Annotated in this window: 16 protein-coding genes; 13 read left to right on the forward strand and 3 right to left on the reverse strand. The window is 49.3% G+C overall.

The genetic code is table 11. The features are described from left to right. Positions 1 to 6 precede the first annotated feature (6 nt). The 9 genes from hisB (at position 7) to GSO_RS01920 (ending at position 6,245) form a co-directional block, all read left to right on the forward strand. On the forward strand, positions 7 to 591 hold the full coding sequence (gene hisB, locus GSO_RS01880; RefSeq protein WP_010488321.1) for an imidazoleglycerol-phosphate dehydratase HisB: 585 nt from the start codon (positions 7 to 9) through the stop codon (positions 589 to 591). Continuing rightward, complete coding sequence (gene hisH / locus GSO_RS01885) at positions 591 to 1,217, forward strand: imidazole glycerol phosphate synthase subunit HisH (RefSeq protein ID WP_010488322.1); 627 nt, start codon at positions 591 to 593, stop codon at positions 1,215 to 1,217. Before hisB ends, hisH begins: the two co-directional genes overlap by 1 nt. Next, positions 1,195 to 1,944 carry a 1-(5-phosphoribosyl)-5-[(5-phosphoribosylamino)methylideneamino]imidazole-4-carboxamide isomerase gene (gene hisA, locus GSO_RS01890; protein WP_010488323.1) on the forward strand — a complete coding sequence of 250 codons (750 nt, stop codon included), beginning with the start codon at positions 1,195 to 1,197 and terminating at the stop codon, positions 1,942 to 1,944. Before hisH ends, hisA begins: the two co-directional genes overlap by 23 nt. Continuing rightward, positions 1,913 to 2,671 (forward strand): imidazole glycerol phosphate synthase subunit HisF, encoded by a 759-nt coding sequence (gene hisF / locus GSO_RS01895; RefSeq protein WP_010488324.1) that lies wholly within the window; start codon positions 1,913 to 1,915, stop codon positions 2,669 to 2,671. Before hisA ends, hisF begins: the two co-directional genes overlap by 32 nt. Beyond that, the gene (gene hisI / locus GSO_RS01900; protein ID WP_010488326.1) at positions 2,668 to 2,991 is read left to right on the forward strand and encodes a phosphoribosyl-AMP cyclohydrolase; all 324 of its coding nucleotides are present in this window, start codon (positions 2,668 to 2,670) and stop codon (positions 2,989 to 2,991) included. Before hisF ends, hisI begins: the two co-directional genes overlap by 4 nt. Before the next feature lie 6 nt (positions 2,992 to 2,997). Continuing rightward, the gene (hisE, locus tag GSO_RS01905) at positions 2,998 to 3,330 is read left to right on the forward strand and encodes a phosphoribosyl-ATP diphosphatase (RefSeq protein WP_010488328.1); all 333 of its coding nucleotides are present in this window, start codon (positions 2,998 to 3,000) and stop codon (positions 3,328 to 3,330) included. Between the two features lie 75 nt (positions 3,331 to 3,405). Beyond that, positions 3,406 to 4,497 carry a histidinol-phosphate transaminase gene (gene hisC, locus GSO_RS01910; protein WP_010488330.1) on the forward strand — a complete coding sequence of 364 codons (1,092 nt, stop codon included), beginning with the start codon at positions 3,406 to 3,408 and terminating at the stop codon, positions 4,495 to 4,497. A gap of 151 nt (positions 4,498 to 4,648) precedes the next feature. After that, on the forward strand, positions 4,649 to 5,446 hold the full coding sequence (locus GSO_RS01915; RefSeq protein ID WP_010488332.1) for a fumarylacetoacetate hydrolase family protein: 798 nt from the start codon (positions 4,649 to 4,651) through the stop codon (positions 5,444 to 5,446). 163 nt (positions 5,447 to 5,609) lie between these two features. Beyond that, positions 5,610 to 6,245, forward strand: coding sequence for a nitroreductase family protein (locus GSO_RS01920; RefSeq protein WP_010488334.1), 636 nt, complete (start codon positions 5,610 to 5,612; stop codon positions 6,243 to 6,245). A 184-nt stretch (positions 6,246 to 6,429) separates the two neighbouring features. Here the strand turns inward: GSO_RS01920 and GSO_RS01925 are convergent, their stop codons facing one another. Beyond that, positions 6,430 to 7,632 carry an MFS transporter gene (locus tag GSO_RS01925; RefSeq protein WP_010488336.1) on the reverse strand — a complete coding sequence of 401 codons (1,203 nt, stop codon included), beginning with the start codon at positions 7,630 to 7,632 and terminating at the stop codon, positions 6,430 to 6,432. A gap of 97 nt (positions 7,633 to 7,729) precedes the next feature. Here GSO_RS01925 and GSO_RS01930 point away from each other — a divergent pair, with 97 nt between their 5' ends. The 4 genes from GSO_RS01930 to GSO_RS01945 all read left to right on the forward strand — a co-directional run bounded on the left by GSO_RS01930 (position 7,730) and on the right by GSO_RS01945 (position 12,223). Then, complete coding sequence (locus tag GSO_RS01930; RefSeq protein WP_010488338.1) at positions 7,730 to 8,425, forward strand: response regulator transcription factor; 696 nt, start codon at positions 7,730 to 7,732, stop codon at positions 8,423 to 8,425. Continuing rightward, positions 8,418 to 9,377: a sensor histidine kinase gene (locus GSO_RS01935; RefSeq protein WP_010488341.1), complete on the forward strand. Its 960-nt coding sequence runs from the start codon at positions 8,418 to 8,420 to the stop codon at positions 9,375 to 9,377. The genes GSO_RS01930 and GSO_RS01935 overlap by 8 nt, the downstream gene beginning before the upstream one ends. A gap of 93 nt (positions 9,378 to 9,470) precedes the next feature. Next, on the forward strand, positions 9,471 to 10,241 hold the full coding sequence (locus GSO_RS01940; protein ID WP_010488343.1) for an ABC transporter ATP-binding protein: 771 nt from the start codon (positions 9,471 to 9,473) through the stop codon (positions 10,239 to 10,241). After that, positions 10,238 to 12,223: an FtsX-like permease family protein gene (locus GSO_RS01945; protein WP_010488345.1), complete on the forward strand. Its 1,986-nt coding sequence runs from the start codon at positions 10,238 to 10,240 to the stop codon at positions 12,221 to 12,223. The genes GSO_RS01940 and GSO_RS01945 overlap by 4 nt, the downstream gene beginning before the upstream one ends. A gap of 131 nt (positions 12,224 to 12,354) precedes the next feature. Here the strand turns inward: GSO_RS01945 and GSO_RS01950 are convergent, their stop codons facing one another. After that, entirely contained in the window at positions 12,355 to 12,708 is a 354-nt protein-coding gene (locus tag GSO_RS01950; protein WP_010488348.1) for a hypothetical protein, read from the reverse strand. A 123-nt stretch (positions 12,709 to 12,831) separates the two neighbouring features. Beyond that, positions 12,832 to 13,739, reverse strand: a 908-nt coding sequence (gene xerS / locus GSO_RS15395; RefSeq protein WP_010488350.1) for a tyrosine recombinase XerS, incomplete at its 5' end; no start/stop codon positions are given.

A 13,739-nucleotide genomic window follows, 5' to 3' on the forward strand; every position in this document is an offset into this window, starting at 1 on the left:
ATTCCCATGCGAACAGCCACGATCACCCGAACAACCAAAGAAACCCAAATTACGATTAGTCTCAACCTTGATCAGCAAAGCGGTATTGCCATCGATACGGGCATTGGCTTTTTTGACCATATGCTAGAGGCGTTTGCCAAGCATGGCCGCTTTGGCCTGACAATCAAAGCCCAAGGCGACCTGGATGTCGACCCGCATCACACGATTGAAGATACCGGCATTGTCTTAGGTAACTGTTTTAAGCAAGCGCTCGGTGACAAAGCGGGTATTGAACGTTTTGGCAGCGCCTTTGTCCCCATGGATGAAACACTGGCGCGCGTGGTCGTTGATCTTTCCGGTCGCGCTTATCTAGTGTTTGACGCCGAGTTAACCAACCAACGATTGGGGGGCTTTGACACGGAAGTCACCGAAGACTTTTTCCAGGCAATTGCCTTTGCCGGCGAGTTTAACCTGCATGCTGCTGTTTTATATGGACGCAATACCCATCATAAAATTGAGGCCTTGTTCAAAGCGCTCGGTCGCAGCATGCAAGCAGCCGTCTCCGAGAATCCGGCTGTCAAGGGGATTCCTTCAACTAAGGGAGTGATTTGATGATCGTCATCGTGGACTATGACACCGGCAACACGCTTAACGTCAAAAAAGCGCTTGATTATTTGGCAATCGATAATCAGCTTTCCGCCGATCCCGCCGTCATCATGGCAGCAAGCGGTCTGATTTTGCCAGGCGTGGGCGCCTTCAAAACAGCCATGAACGCCTTACAGCAAAGACATCTCATCTCGGTGATTCAGGCCTTCGCCGCCACCGGTAAACCATTACTTGGCATCTGCTTAGGCATGCAGCTGTTGTTCGATCGCAGCGAGGAGTTTGGTGAAACGCAAGGCTTGGGACTTATCCCCGGCCAGGTCGTCGCGATTCCGACAAAAGAGGGTATCACGATCCCGCACATGGGCTGGAACACTAACACACTGACCCAAAACGATCCGTTTGCAGCAGGATTTGCCAATCAAGCGACTTATTTCGTCCATTCCTATTACGTCCAGACAAAAAGCACGTTTACACTTGCCACAACCGATTACGGCCAACCGCTGACCAGTATCGTTCGGCGCCAAAATATTCTCGGCACGCAATTTCACCCAGAAAAAAGCGGTGCGATTGGCCTTGCCGGTTTGCAGCGTTTTAAGGAGATGACCGACCATGCAACTTTATCCAGCCATTGATTTATTAGCCGGCAAAAGCGTCCGCTTAACGCAAGGCGATTACCAACGCGTCAGTTTAAGCGCGGACCCGTTGGACCAGGTGGCACGGTTAAATGCTGCGGGTTTAACCCGTCTGCACTTGGTTGATTTAGACGGCGCACGCGCCCAACAACCGATTAATCAAGCTGCCATCAAGACCATTCGCCAACACACCTCGGCGTTTATCGAACTTGGCGGCGGTATTCGCAATCTGGCAACGATGAATGAATATCTGACAGCCGGTATTGATCGCCTTGTCCTCGGTTCCGTTGCCATTACGGATCCTGAAATGGTTGAGCAGGCGATTGCGCAATTTGGTTCACGGCGAATTGTTGTCGGCATTGACGTTCGCTCTGGCAAAGTCGCCACAAACGGCTGGCTGACCACGACTCGGCAAAACGCCGTGGACGTGATGAAAACGATGCAGGCAGCCGGTGTGCAAACAGTGATCGTGACCGATATTGGCCGGGATGGCACGATGCAAGGGCCAAATGTTAATTTACTCAGGACGCTTCAACACGCCATCCCTGAGATCAACATTGTGGCCAGTGGTGGTGTTCGGACGCTGACTGACTTAACCGCGTTGCGCACAGCCGGCATTCACGCGGCCATTATCGGCAAAGCGTGGCAAACCGGCGCCATCGAACTGAACAAGCTCAAAGAATTGGAGGATGACGATGCTGACCAAACGAATTATTCCATGCCTTGATGTCGATCAGGGACGGGTTAAAAAAGGCGTTCATTTCATTCAACTCAAAGATGTCGGCGACCCGGTTGCCATCGCCAAAGCTTATGAAGCTCAAGGAGCCGATGAACTTGTCTTTTTGGACATCACCGCCACGACTGATGCCCGCCAAACGATGACGCAAACAGTGGCCGCAGTGGCAGCGCAGGTTTTCATGCCACTCACGGTTGGTGGCGGGATTCGCTCAGTCGCCGATATGCATGACTTGTTACGGGCTGGAGCGGACAAGATTGCTTTAAACTCGGCCGCTGTGAAGCAGCCGGAACTTATCACGGCCGGTGCCGAGACATTCGGGAGTCAGGCGGTCGTAGTCGCCATTGACACCCGGTGGCAACCTGAGCGCCAACGCTATCAGGTCACAATTAATGGTGGCCGCACGCCGATGGATCTCGATGCGATTCAGTGGGCCAAACAGGCAGTCGCTGCCGGAGCAGGCGAGCTATTGGTCACATCAATGGACGCCGATGGCACTCAGAAAGGCTTCGACTTAAACTTGTATCGCCAATTAAGTGCCGCGGTGACAGTTCCCATTGTCGCAAGCGGCGGTGCAGGTTCTGCTGAAGATTTCGTTGCCTTGTTCAAAGAGACCGCCGTTTCGGCCGGCCTCGCTGCATCGATTTTCCATTTTGGTCAATTAACCATCCCCAAAGTCAAAACGGTTTTGAAACAAGCAAAGGTGGCGGTTCGATGATAACACTTGATTTTAAAAAGGGATCAGGATTGATCACAACGGTTATTCAAGATGTCCGAACCCAACAGGTTTTGATGGTGGCGTACATGAATGCTGAAAGTTTTGAGAAAACCCTGGCAACCGGCGAAACCTGGTTTTGGTCGCGCAGTCGCCAGAAGTTGTGGCACAAAGGTGAAACTAGCGGCAACATTCAAAAAGTCCAATCGATCGCGGTTGACTGCGATGCAGACACATTGTTGATATCGGTTCTACCCGCCGGCCCTGCCTGCCACACTGGGCACACAAGTTGTTTTTATCGTTCTTATGCAAGAAAGGAATGACCTGCCATGACAGCTGCCAAACAAAGTATCACCGAACTATATGAACTCATCAAAGACCGCCAAACCCAGCCAATTCCCGGTTCCTATACGGATTATCTCTTCACCAAAGGACTCGACAAGATTCTAAAAAAAGTCGGCGAAGAAAGCACCGAGGTCATTGTCGCTGCCAAAAATCCTGATGACGCCGCCTTCATCCTCGAAGTCGCTGATTTGACTTATCACGTTCTGGTGTTGATGGTTGAACGGGGTATTAAGCTTGATCAGATCGAAGCGGAATTGGCAAGTCGGGAAGGGAAAATGAGTCGTCTGAAGGAACGCAGCAGCATCAATAAATATTGACGGCTGAATAGCCAGTGGGCGTCATACATCTAACGACACTGGCTCACGCTCGTTTTTTTACAAGGAGGAAGAACTGTGCTTAAACATACCGTTAAGCATTTAAAACCTTATACCCCAGAAAAACCGCTGGATGATTTGAAAAAAGAGTTAGGTTTAACCAACCTGGTCCGAATGTCGGCAAACGAAAATCCTTTTGGTACCAGTCCTGAAGTGAAACAGGCGGTGGCTAACTGGAACTTTGCCCAAAGTCGTGATTATCCGGATGGTAACGCGAGCCAGTTGCGCATGGCGGTGGCTAACCAACTTCATGTTGCGAGTGAGCAGCTGGTGTTTGGTAACGGTCTTGACGAAGTGATTGCCTTAATTGCCCGAACCTTTTTGGAACCGGGGGATGAAGTTGTCGAGCCTTGGCCGACATTTTCCGAATACCGGTTGCATGCCGAAATTGAAGGCGCCAAGGTGGTGGATGTCCCGATTCAGTCCGAAACCGGCAACTTCGATCTAGCCGCGATGGTGCAGGCTATCACACCCCGAACAAAGCTGGTATGGTTATGTAATCCGAACAATCCCACAGGTACACTGCTGTCACTGACGGCATTAACCCGGTTCATGCGCCAAGTGCCGGAAAATGTACTGGTTCTGGTCGATGAAGCTTATATTGAGTTTACCGACGATTATCCCGCCACAAGTGCAATCAGCCTGCTGCCGCAATTTGATAATCTGGTTGTCCTACGCACTTTTTCCAAAATCTACGGGTTGGCTAATTTTCGCGTTGGTTTTGGCATTTTCCCGAAGCAACTGGTTACCTATCTTCAGTCGGTGCGCTTACCTTATAACCTCAGTGCCATTGCGCAATTAAGTGCACAGGCTGCACTGGCTGATCAGGCATTTGTTCAGACTACGCGAAGCCGCGTTCAGCAGGCACGTCGCAGCTGGGAAACTTTTTTGACCGATAATGCCTTGCCGCATTACACCAGCCAAACGAACTTTCAATTCTTTCAGGCGCCACAAAACCAAGCACACGCCCTCAAGCAGGTATTGCTTCAGCACGGCTTTCTTGTTCGTGACGGACTCATGCCTGGCTGGTTAAGGATCACTTTTGGAACAGCCGAGCAGAATCAAGCCGTCCAACAAGTTATTCAGGCGTTTCAGACGAATCTTCACTGAGGGTAAAAATCGAATCAAACTTTAAGATCATTGCCTCGCATTACTTGGGATCAACTCAGACGCCGTCACCAGGGTCAATGAGTTTGGCACCGGAACGATTCAGAAGTAAACTGAAGACGTACCTTAATACTTCTGAAAGGAAGTTTTTCAAGTGAAAATTGCTAACATTGGCAGTCAGCCGCATCTGATCACGTCAGCATCGACTGCACAACCGATTACGAATGCATCGGATGTGTTAACCGCCTTAACCCAGTCCGCATCATTAACGCTCGGATCGACCCTTCAGTTTACCGCTGACCAGCTGGAAGCACCTATCACGACCAGCCAGCAGATTTTTGCGATCGGGATGAACTTTTTGGATCACTCGCAGGAAATCCACATCAAGCTGCCAACGGTTCCAAGCGTTTTTACCAAATTCAGCAGCTCATTGGCCAAGCCGACTGCCACTGTACGCATGCATGGGCCCAAAACCGACTGGGAAACCGAGTTAGTCGTAGTGATCGGGGTAGGTGGGCGCGATATTCCTGAAGGCGAGGCGATGCGTCATGTTGCCGGCTGGATGGTCGGTGAAGATTTAAGCGACCGGGCGGTTCAGTTTGCCAATGCGGAACCGCAATTTTCTTTGGCAAAGTCGTTTCAAAATTATTCTCCCATCGGCCCGTGGATCACATCACCTGACGAAATCGCCAATCTGGACCGGCTGCAAATCACGACAACGGTCAATGGTCAGGTGATGCAGCAGGCAAGTCTGGACCAACTGATTTTTAAAGTGCCGACGTTAATCCATTATCTTAGTGGGATTGTGGCGTTGCAGCCAGGCGATCTCATCTTCACCGGAACGCCGAGTGATACAGGGGTTGGCCGCGATCCGCAAGTCTTTTTGAAGCCTGGCGATCAAGTGACAGCGGCGATTACAGAATTAGGTGCATTACAATTGACGATGGCATAGCAGGCTAATGATGGCGTTTCCATTTTTCTTATAAGGCCTATACCATTTTTAAATATCACTAGGAAAACGCCAACATTTAGCGTATCCTAAAGATGTTCAAAAACATTAACGCGTTCCCAGGTGTAGAAGCCGGCGCGCGCTCACAATCTAAGAGGTGAATTTGATGTTGGAAAATAATAACTTTGATGAAGTCGTCATGAAACGCCACACTGCACGCGAATTTGATCCGGAAATTACTATCAGCAAAGGCGAATTGCTGCAAATGATCACCTATGCGACAAAAGCGCCAAGCGCACTCAACATGCAACCGACCCGTTTTGTCGTGGCCCAAAGTAACGCAGCAAAAGAAAAAATCGCCAGCGTGGCCGGAACTAATGCACCGGAAATTCTGTCCGCATCCGCGGTTGTGCTGGTCGGTGGTGAATTGGATTTAGGGCCATTTGAAACAGAACTGTTCAAGCGAGCAGCGGCAGCAGGTTTGCTGACCGACCGCGCCATCGAGCATCAAAAACCCATGATCGAGAATCTGGTGGCATCTTTCCAGACCGACAAACAGGCGTTGCGTGAATTCATCATTCAAAACAGCAGTCTGGCCGCAATGTCCTTCATGTTGGCTGCGCGCGCTTATGGTTATGAAACCGGCGCCATGACTGGCTTTGATCACGAGAAAATCCTACCGGCACTGGATCTTGATCCTGAGCACTTCATGCCGACGCTGCTTATCGCGGTGGGTAAGCCTAAGAGCGCGCCGGACTCACTTTATCGGATCCCAGCAAGCAAAGTCACCTTTTTTAAATAAACATATCACTCGAAATGATCTGCAGGGGGAAGCCATGGTGATCGAATTAACGTAACGTCTTTTACCAGCAACTCTTCAGCGATTTTAAGCTCGAGTAGAAAAATGCTTCATCACATATCGAGCCGTTGCCCGACCCATTGTGATGAAGCATTTTTGAATACAACATAATCGCCAGCATGCGTTGCTACCAACTCAATTTTTTTAACCGCTGCCAGAACCAGTAGGCAACGCCAATTAATAATAGCCCCGTGACGATGAAGATCCATCCGATCGGCACCCGATCTGCCAATGGCCCATATGCCAACATCGCCAGCGGATAGATGCCGGTCGACAGGATCGCCCATAGCGAGAAGACCCGGCCCAGTTTGTCTGCCGGCACATTTTCCTGCAGGTAAATTGTCTGACCGGCTTGAATCAATGGATAAAAAATGCCGGAAATAAACATGAAGAACAGATAAGTGATGAATGGCTGCTTCAGTCCCATTTCCGCAAACGCAATCCCGCTGCCGGCAAACCCAATGGCGATGAGACCAAGCTGATCGCGAAACTTTTTGTGACGGGCAATAAATAGGCCACCCAAACCGGCACCGATTGTCCACGACCATTCGTTGAACGTCAAATACCAGACTTCCGAACCAAATGTCCGATTCACATACAACGTTGATAGTTGCGAGGAAGGAGCAATTAAAATAAAGGCTGCGCCGGTGAACAACATGAATGCCAGCAGCAACGGTGTGTTCCCCACGTAACGCAGGCCAGCAAGGATCCCGTTTTGACGTTTGCTGGCTCGATCCCGGCGTGCAGTTGGCGTCGGTACATGAACTACACTTAGGCAAAGTACCGCTAACGCCGCAGTCAAGGCATCAATGACGAAAATCCAGAAGATTCCCAAATCGCTTAAAATATAGCCTGCCAATAACGGTGACATCACCAGCATTGCCGCCATCAAAATCTGATTGTAGCCATTCACCCGCGTAATTTGTTTGGCTGGCACCAGTTGCGGCAATAAGGCATTGGCCGCCGGATTTTCCAGTCCGTTACCGAAGCTGCGGATCACAGCAATCACCAACAACAGCCATAGTTCCTGGGTCACAAAAGCAAACACGTAGGCAACAACGAGGGTCAAAACCGTGACTGCAACGGCAGAGAGAACAATCAGCCATTTTCGGTTATACCGATCTGCCAAAACACCAGCGGATAAGGAGATTAAAATTGCCGGTAACGAGGTAGCCAATGACACATACGTCATCCACGCCCCTGAAGACGTTTTTAAGGCAATGTCCCAAAGCACCGCAAAAAAGACGGTTGAGGTACCGAAAACAAATAAATTTTGACTCAACAGAAAGGCCGCCGTTTGTCCTTGCCAGCCGATTTTTGATTGTCCCAACCTTACCACCTGAAATCAGTTAAAATAGAAACTGACTTTAGTGTAAATCAAAAGATCAAAAAAACCCACGAATCACCACGAAGGGAGCGCAATGAGCATGCCCCAAAAAATTTTTATTGTTGAAGACGATGATGTAATCGCTAAAACGATCGCCAATTACCTGAATCGCTGGGCGTTCACGGTCAGCCTGGTTAAAAAGTTTGACCAAGTCGATGAAGAGATTCGCGCCGCGGCACCGGATCTCGTGATCATGGACATCAGTCTGCCGTATTTTAACGGCTTTCACTGGCTGAGCGAGCTGCGCAAACATAGCAACGTCCCGGTGATTTTTTTAACGAGTTCCGGCGATGATATGAATCTGGTGATGGCTATGAATCTGGGGGCCGATGACTTTTTGGCCAAGCCGATCGAATTACCGGTTTTGTTGGCAAAGATTCAGGGGATGTTACGACGGACTTATCAGTATCAGCAAACCGAAACCAATTTAACCCACGACGATTTCACGCTGGTGCCAACCGATAATCAGCTTCGTTCACCAGCAGGCGTGCTGGACATCACCCCCACCGAGACGAAACTGTTGAGCCTTTTGTTTAGTGCCAATGGCGAAGTCGTGACCCGCGAAGCCATGATCGAAAAGCTTTGGGAAGGTGACGAGTTTATCGACCGCAATGCTTTGGCCGTGAATATGAATCGGCTGCGCAAGAAAGTTGCACCGGTTGGCCTGGCGCAACTGATCGAGACGGTCAAGGGCAAAGGTTACCGGTTGGCCAGCAAGGAGGCCGGCCATGATTAAGGCTTATTACCATGCACGCTGGATGGTTTGGTTAAGCCTGCTCACATTGCTGCTGACCGGTTTATTGGCGAATTGGCTGGTGAATGTCTCAATTGAGGTCATCCTTAATATGTGGCTGTTCGCCCTTATTCCGTTACTCGTGATTGGCGGTTACGATCTGTGGCGTTTTAACCGGGAATGGCAACAATTGCAAGGGGATGTTTCGTTGCTGGACGCTACTCAAATCACCGGTCCGTTGAGCCGCGCGTATTACCAAAAAATCCAGGCATTGCAACAGACTGTGCGAAAAAATAGCGACACCTACCGCGATCGCGAGCAGGAAATGTTAGACACCTTGCAGTTGTGGACGCACCAAATCAAAACGCCGCTAACGGCTTTGGATTTGCTACTGCAGGTAGAACCGGTCAATGCAAACGACGCCCGGCTGGAAATCAGCAAAATCAATCGCTATCTAACAGTGATGTTAAACTACCTCAAACTAACCACGCTCAACACCGATCTGGTTTTAACCGAAGTGGCGTTAAAACCGCTTGTCAACGAAACCGTCCGCGATCTGGCCAAGTTGTTTATTGCCAAAGATTTAACGGTCTCCGTCGAAGCGTTGCCAACCGTTGTTAGTGATAGCCAGTGGTTGCGTTTTATTTTTGAACAACTCTTAACGAACGCCATTAAGTACACGCCGCGCGGGTCCATCCGGATTTACGCAAAAGGGGATGCGGTTTTTGTCGCCGACACCGGTATCGGGATTTTGCCGGAAGACCTGCCGCGGATTTTTGAACAAGGCTATTCCGGCTATAACGGACGCGCTAATCAAAAGGCTAGTGGATTGGGCTTATTCCTTAGCCGTCAGATTGCCGAGAAATTAGGCTTGCGGTTAACGGTGACGTCAAAAGTCGGCGTTGGCAGTACGTTTGCGATCCATTTTCCCCAAACCCGATGGCTGGCAGAGTAAGTCAGCTTACCAGCTTGTAAGCATCCGCAGCCGACTGTAAGTAGTTTTAGGGTGCCATCCCTTTTAAGCTAGTCAGTGAAAGGGGAAGATCACATGTCAACGTTACTTAAATTAAAAAATGTCGAAAAAACCTATACCAGTCGAGGCGCACAACCGGTTCAAGCACTGGTTAATATCAGTTTTACAGTTGAGTCAGGCGAATTCGTTGCCATTATGGGCGAATCCGGATCCGGGAAAAGTACGTTGCTGAACCTGATCGCGACACTGGATAACCCTACAGGGGGTGAAATCACACTTAACGGCCAGGATTTACGTAAAGTCAAAGAAGGGGCACGCGCCAAATTTCGGCGGGAGCATCTCGGTTTTATTTTCCAGGATTTTGACTTGCTTGATACCTTCAACGTGCAGGACAACATTTTTCTGCCACTGGTTTTGGCGAAAAAGCCGCTAGCCCTCATGAAAGAACGCCTGGCAAAACTCGCACTGCGGTTAGGCATCAGCGACCTTTTACAAAAATATCCGTACGAACTCTCCGGCGGCCAGCAGCAACGCGTCGCCGCCGCCCGCGCTATGATCACCGAACCGGAAATTCTGCTGGCCGATGAGCCGACTGGGGCGCTTGATTCCAAAACTTCGAGCGAACTCTTGGACTTGCTGACAGACGTGAATGCCCAGATTCAGCAAACCATTCTCATGGTGACGCATAGTGCTATTGCCGCCAGCCACAGCCAACGGGTACTCTTCATTCGCGATGGCCAAATCTTCCACCAACTTTACCGGGGTGAACTTGATCAACCTGACTTCCTGACCCGAATCAGTGAGACCATGACGGCCATGTTGACGAAGGAAGGCGAGGGACAATGAAATTCTATTTCAAATTGGCCGCCACCAATCTCAAAGCCGATCGCCGTTTATTTGTCCCATTCGTCATCACGACCAGCTTTTTGATGGCCATTAACCTGATCATGCTAAATGCCTATGCCAGTAGCGATGTCCTTTTCAGCGAATTTGGCGCTTCGGCTGGCAGATCGCTGTTCATGTTTGGTTCGGTCATTACGGCAATTATCTCCGTCATTTTAGTGATTTATGCCAATAATTTTCTACGCAAGCAGCGCATTCGCCAGCTTGGTTTGTACAACATCATTGGTTTTGGCAAAGGCGAGCTCAGTAAAATGATGGCCATCGAAAAATTGCTGCTTTTGTTGACAACATTGCTATTGGGCGGTGCTTTAGGAACAGTACTGTCGCGGATTAGCTATCTGACACTTGCCAAGACGCTGCACGTCAACCACCACTTGGCGTTTGGCTTGAGTCAAAAAGCCTTCAGCATCGCGGGTATGATCACAATTGGACTCTTCATCATCTTAATGTTCATCGATGAAATCTGGCTTATTCGCAAGCAACCGCTTGACCTTGTTCGCGAACAAAGCGCCGGTGAGCGGGAACCGAAGATTGCGTGGTTCACGCTGATTTTCAGCCTTGTATGTTTAATCGCCGGCTATACGCTGGCTGTTGTCATTACCAATCCGCTGGAAGCCATGAGTATGTTTTTCTTTGCGGTCATACTGGTCATCACAGGAACATACGGATTATTCACCTCGGGCTCGGTTTTTGTCTTAAAATGGCTGCGGCGTCGCCAAAATTATTACTACCAGCCTAAGCATTTCATTAATGTCTCGAATCTACTTTACCGAATGCAACAAAACGGCGCCGGTTTAGCATCAATTGCCATTTTAGTAACTATGACGTTGATCACGTTAGCCACGACCGCCACGCTTTTCTTTGGTATCAATGAAATCGTTAACGCGCAAACGCCCGTCGACTTATCCTATTCCCTTAAAACAAATGATGCCGACGCTGCCAATCGCGTCACCGAGCTGGCCAAAACCCATCACGTCCATGTTCGATCAATTCGCACGTTTTCTGGTCCTTCCAGCACGTTGGCATTGCTTGAAAAAAACCGGTTGAATTCTCAAAGCAGCATCAACGGGCCGTTTGGGTTTGACAATGCCCGCAGCGTCCAATTGATGACCATTGCGAACTATAATCGTTACACGGGACAAAGCCGTTCGCTGAATGGAAACAATATTCTTATTTACACTTCCAATCATTACGCTGGCAATACTCTGATAATCGGTAAGCAAAGTTACCACGTCGCAACCCGGGTTTCAAGCTTTCCCAATGCACCGAAAACGTTTATTCCCAATCTTTTCGTCGCATTTCCATCTGAAACACAAATGCTTGCGGCATTGCATCATTTGTATCCGAAAAAGACACTGGCCGAGCTTAAAACAGATGTCACCACAAATCAGGATTTGATGTTGAGCGGCAGTCATGCCAACCAAACCAAGCTGTATCAAGATTTAAACAAAAGTGGCATCGCACTTCCTGACACTGTCCAGTCCCGCGCCGTCAACTATGACGATACGACCAGTATGATGAGCAGCTTTCTATTCCTCGGCATCGTTTTTGGCGTCACGTTTATCTTGGCAACCTTGCTGATTCTTTATTACAAGCAGCTGGCAGAAGGTTATGCCGATGAGCGGCGTTACACGATTCTCCAGCGGGTCGGATTAAGCCTGCGCGAGGTGCGGTCCACTATCAATAGCCAACTGCTCATGTTGTTTTATCTGCCGTTGGTCGTCGCTGCCATTCATGTTGGCTTTGCCTTACCATTCGTGCAGCGAATCATGATGCTGTTTGGCCTGCCGGATTGGCAATTTTTCCTAACCGTTTCACTCATTACGTTAGCCATTTTTGCAGTGATCTACGTGTTAATGTATCGGTTGACCGGCAACGTCTATTACCGCATCGTCTCTCGCCGCCAACCTACCAGTCGCAGGTAAGGGGACTATGCTTTAGCAAAAATCCTATTAGCGGGTTTACATCATCACCAAAACTCTAAAAAAGTGCCGTTCCTGACCCATCGTTTGGTTACAACGATACTGTCAGAAACGGCACTTTTGGTCATCATGTCTTAGGCCGGCTGCAACGCCTTAATCTCGGCAATCAGCTTAAGCAGGTTTTGTTCAGCGGTTTGGTAATCGGCCATTTTATCGGCAAATTGCTCGTCAAAACCGGCAAGACCGCCTGCCGCAAACGCATACTCAAATGGGTAAACCGCTTCATAAGCTGCCACAAACCGCTTTAGCAGATCATGATACTGCTCACCGCCAAGCTGTAAGGCCATCTGGATCACCCGAAAATCCGTATACGCCATCTCAAATTGAACGGCCCAGGCTCGCATGAATTCATGCCGCGCCTGAATGTGCAGAAAATGATGCTCGGTTGTCCAAGCCAATCGGTTCACTGAATCCTTAACATCCAACACAATGAATCACGCCTTTCTATTTGCACTTATGCTAGCTGGTTTCATTATAAGCCTGTCCATGCTAAAACGAGCCTGTCCATGCTAAAACGCCTGAATAACACCCGTCCAGGTTAGCTTGACGGCCTAGTTTTCGTGCGGTTGTTGGGTATGCCGATCCAACGCCTTGGCTGCTGTTTCAGAAACCTCACGCAGCGCGGCTTTCCCACGTTTATCGCTTAGGTTAATGTAAAGATCAGTCGCACTTGTGGTTGTCTGCCCAAGTTGATCGGCGACTTGCTGCACATCCTTGGTCACTGTATAAATATTCGTTCCCAAGGTATGCCGCGCTTTATGTGGCGTGGACGGTCGACCATAAGCCGTCGTGTAACGTTTAAAAAAGGCCTCAATCGTATTTTGGCGAATCCGCTTTACGGTTTGACCGACCTGCGTCACAAACAGCGGCGACGTCGGCTTTTGGTAACCAATGATGGCCGCGCGTTGTTGTAAATACGCGGTGAGATAGGGGTCAATCCAGTCCGCAAAGTTCACGCGATCCTGAAAATTGCCTTTTCGCACAACCTGCACCGTGTGCCGATCCATATTCAAATCTTCAAGATTCATATTGACCAGCTCGCTCACCCGCACGCCAGACCCAAATAACAACGCAATAATCGCCAAGTTTCGGTGTTTGGCTGCTTCAAAGTAAGCACGTTGCTTCGAAGGCAGTTGATGCGCATAAACTTGATCCAGCCAGTGCAAAAATTTGGCATCCTCACCGTCCACAAACAGCATTTCCTGCAATTTGTGATTGCGATAAGCCGTCGTCTCGGCATGGGTTTTCAATTTAACCTTATTCCAGACATTGCGGTAAAAGTAAGGCTCACCATCTTCATGCGGTTCACTTTCTTCAGTCAAAAATCGATAAAGCGCTTTGATGCCCACCAATCGTAAGGCAACACTGCGCCGTGTCATCCGTTTATTTGGATGCGTTTTGGAAGGCCGCTCCAGTAAATACGCCATAAAAGCCTGCGCATCGCGTAAAGAAAGGTGCT

Source organism: Lacticaseibacillus zeae DSM 20178 = KCTC 3804 (assembly GCF_000260435.1).
Lineage (GTDB): Bacteria > Bacillota > Bacilli > Lactobacillales > Lactobacillaceae > Lacticaseibacillus > Lacticaseibacillus zeae.

Coding starts and splice junctions, on each gene's coding strand:
- hisB (WP_010488321.1), top strand. CDS start 7: ATGCGAACAGCCACGATCACCCGAACAACCAAAGAAACCCAAATTACG.
- hisH (WP_010488322.1), top strand. CDS start 591: ATGATCGTCATCGTGGACTATGACACCGGCAACACGCTTAACGTCAAA.
- hisA (WP_010488323.1), top strand. CDS start 1,195: ATGCAACTTTATCCAGCCATTGATTTATTAGCCGGCAAAAGCGTCCGC.
- hisF (WP_010488324.1), top strand. CDS start 1,913: ATGCTGACCAAACGAATTATTCCATGCCTTGATGTCGATCAGGGACGG.
- hisI (WP_010488326.1), top strand. CDS start 2,668: ATGATAACACTTGATTTTAAAAAGGGATCAGGATTGATCACAACGGTT.
- hisE (WP_010488328.1), top strand. CDS start 2,998: ATGACAGCTGCCAAACAAAGTATCACCGAACTATATGAACTCATCAAA.
- GSO_RS01920 (WP_010488334.1), top strand. CDS start 5,610: ATGTTGGAAAATAATAACTTTGATGAAGTCGTCATGAAACGCCACACT.
- GSO_RS01930 (WP_010488338.1), top strand. CDS start 7,730: ATGCCCCAAAAAATTTTTATTGTTGAAGACGATGATGTAATCGCTAAA.
- GSO_RS01935 (WP_010488341.1), top strand. CDS start 8,418: ATGATTAAGGCTTATTACCATGCACGCTGGATGGTTTGGTTAAGCCTG.
- GSO_RS01940 (WP_010488343.1), top strand. CDS start 9,471: ATGTCAACGTTACTTAAATTAAAAAATGTCGAAAAAACCTATACCAGT.
- GSO_RS01945 (WP_010488345.1), top strand. CDS start 10,238: ATGAAATTCTATTTCAAATTGGCCGCCACCAATCTCAAAGCCGATCGC.